Source organism: Enterococcus sp. AZ128, assembly GCF_051714485.1.
Lineage (GTDB): Bacteria > Bacillota > Bacilli > Lactobacillales > Enterococcaceae > Enterococcus_A.
Genome location: NZ_JBIORZ010000013.1, coordinates 1 through 3259, shown reverse-complemented (window position 1 = coordinate 3259; position 3259 = coordinate 1). Strand labels below are relative to the sequence as shown.

Genomic DNA, 3259 nt, shown 5'->3' with positions numbered 1-3259 from the left:
AATCGTTCATTGAAAACTGGATACAGAAACAAATTTAAACAAACCGAGAACACCGCGTTGAATGAGTTTTTTAATAAGTTCAATTGCTTATTTTTTTATTACTAACGGAAATGATCGCTCATGAAAGTTAGTAAGACCCAACCGAAAGGTTGATAAGGTTAAGTGAATAAGGGCGCACGGTGGATGCCTTGGCACTAGGAGCCGATGAAGGACGGGACTAACACCGATATGCTTCGGGGAGCTGTAAGTAAGCTTTGATCCGGAGATTTCCGAATGGGGAAACCCAGCATCTTTTATAGGATGTTACTTTTCAGTGAATACATAGCTGATTAGAGGTAGACGCAGAGAACTGAAACATCTAAGTACCTGCAGGAAGAGAAAGAAAAATCGATTCCCTGAGTAGCGGCGAGCGAAACGGGAAAAGCCCAAACCAAGAGGCTTGCCTCTTGGGGTTGTAGGACTCCGATATGGTAGTCCAGTGAAATAGTCGAAGGACCTGGAAAGGTCTGCTAGAAAGGGTAAAAGCCCCGTAGACAAAATTTGACTGGCACCTAGGAGGATCCTGAGTACGGCGGAACACGAGGAATTCCGTCGGAATCCGGGAGGACCATCTCCCAAGGCTAAATACTCCCTAGTGACCGATAGTGAACCAGTACCGTGAGGGAAAGGTGAAAAGCACCCCGGAAGGGGAGTGAAATAGATCCTGAAACCGTGTGCCTACAACAAGTTAGAGCCCGTTAATGGGTGATAGCGTGCCTTTTGTAGAATGAACCGGCGAGTTACGATTACTTGCGAGGTTAAGTCGAAAAGACGGAGCCGCAGCGAAAGCGAGTCTGAATAGGGCGAATGAGTAAGTGGTCGTAGACCCGAAACCATGTGATCTACCCATGTCCAGGTTGAAGGTGCGGTAAAACGCACTGGAGGACCGAACCCACGTACGTTGAAAAGTGCGGGGATGAGGTGTGGGTAGCGGAGAAATTCCAAACGAACTTGGAGATAGCTGGTTCTCTCCGAAATAGCTTTAGGGCTAGCCTCAGAGTAAGAATGATGGAGGTAGAGCACTGTTTGGACTAGGGGCCCATCTCGGGTTACCGAATTCAGATAAACTCCGAATGCCATCCATTCATCTCTGGGAGTCAGACTGTGAGTGATAAGATCCATAGTCGAAAGGGAAACAGCCCAGACCACCAGCTAAGGTCCCCAAATAACTATTAAGTGGAAAAGGATGTGGGGTTGCACAGACAACTAGGATGTTGGCTTAGAAGCAGCCACCATTTAAAGAGTGCGTAATAGCTCACTAGTCGAGTGACCCTGCGCCGAAAATTTACCGGGGCTAAATAGTTTACCGAAGCTGTGGAGCACACCTAAAGGTGTGTTGGTAGGAGAGCGTTCTAAGGGCGTTGAAGGTAGATCGTGAGGACTGCTGGAGCGCTTAGAAGTGAGAATGCCGGTATGAGTAGCGAAAGACAGGTGAGAATCCTGTCCACCGAATGACTAAGGTTTCCTGGGGAAGGCTCGTCCGCCCAGGGTTAGTCGGGACCTAAGCTGAGGCCGAAAGGCGTAGGCGATGGATAACAGGTTGATATTCCTGTACCCGTTGTTTTTGTTTGAGCAATGGAGGGACGCAGGAGGCTAAGGAATCAGACGATTGGAAATGTCTGTCCAAGCAATGAGTCTTGATGTGAGTCAAATGCTTACATCTCTAAGGACAAGTTGTGATGGGGAGGGAAATAAAAGTACCGAAGTTCCCGATGTCACACTGCCGAGAAAAGCTTCTAGTTAGAAAACAACGGCCCGTACCGCAAACCGACACAGGTAGTCGAGGAGAGAATCCTAAGGTGAGCGAGAGAACTCTCGTTAAGGAACTCGGCAAAATGACCCCGTAACTTCGGGAGAAGGGGTGCTGATCTAACGATCAGCCGCAGTGAATAGGCCCAAGCGACTGTTTATCAAAAACACAGGTCTCTGCAAAATCGAAAGATGACGTATAGGGGCTGACGCCTGCCCGGTGCTGGAAGGTTAAGAGGAGTGCTTAGCGTAAGCGAAGGTACGAATTGAAGCCCCAGTAAACGGCGGCCGTAACTATAACGGTCCTAAGGTAGCGAAATTCCTTGTCGGGTAAGTTCCGACCCGCACGAAAGGCGTAACGATTTGGGCACTGTCTCAACGAGAGACTCGGTGAAATTTTAGTACCTGTGAAGATGCAGGTTACCCGCGACAGGACGGAAAGACCCCATGGAGCTTTACTGCAGTTTGATATTGAGTGTTTGTACCACATGTACAGGATAGGTAGGAGCCGTAGAAGTCGGGACGCTAGTTTCGACAGAGGCGCTGGTGGGATACTACCCCTGTGTTATGACCACTCTAACCCGCATCACTAATCGTGATGGGAGACAGTGTCAGATGGGCAGTTTGACTGGGGCGGTCGCCTCCTAAAGAGTAACGGAGGCGCCCAAAGGTTCCCTCAGAATGGTTGGAAATCATTCGCAGAGTGTAAAGGCACAAGGGAGCTTGACTGCGAGACCTACAAGTCGAGCAGGGACGAAAGTCGGGCTTAGTGATCCGGTGGTTCCGCATGGAAGGGCCATCGCTCAACGGATAAAAGCTACCCTGGGGATAACAGGCTTATCTCCCCCAAGAGTCCACATCGACGGGGAGGTTTGGCACCTCGATGTCGGCTCGTCGCATCCTGGGGCTGTAGTCGGTCCCAAGGGTTGGGCTGTTCGCCCATTAAAGCGGCACGCGAGCTGGGTTCAGAACGTCGTGAGACAGTTCGGTCCCTATCCGTCGCGGGCGTTGGAAATTTGAGAGGATCTGTCCTTAGTACGAGAGGACCGGGATGGACTTACCGCTGGTGTACCAGTTGTCTCGCCAGAGGCATCGCTGGGTAGCTATGTAGGGAAGGGATAAACGCTGAAAGCATCTAAGTGTGAAGCCCACCTCAAGATGAGATTTCCCATTTCTTTAAGAAAGTAAGATCCCTGAGAGAAGATCAGGTAGATAGGTCAGGAGTGGAAGTGCAGTGATGTACGGAGCGGACTGATACTAATCGATCGAGGACTTAACCAAAATAAAATTGATTCAAGGTAGTTTAAAGGTTTCTGATCCAGTTTTGAGTGAACGAAGTTTACTCAAACAACAAGTGTGGTGGCGATAGCGGGAAGGATACACCTGTTCCCATGTCGAACACAGAAGTTAAGCTTCTTAGCGCCGATTGTAGTGAGGGGTTGCCCCTTGTGAGATTAGGACGTCGCCACGC

The 3259-nt window shown here is 49.6% G+C and carries 2 rRNA genes; both read left to right on the top strand.

The window, feature by feature from the left end:
• The first annotated feature begins 156 nt into the window (after positions 1 to 156).
• Positions 157 to 3069 (top strand): 23S ribosomal RNA (locus IGI38_RS24825).
• A gap of 74 nt (positions 3070 to 3143) precedes the next feature.
• Positions 3144 to 3259 (top strand): 5S ribosomal RNA (gene rrf, locus IGI38_RS24820).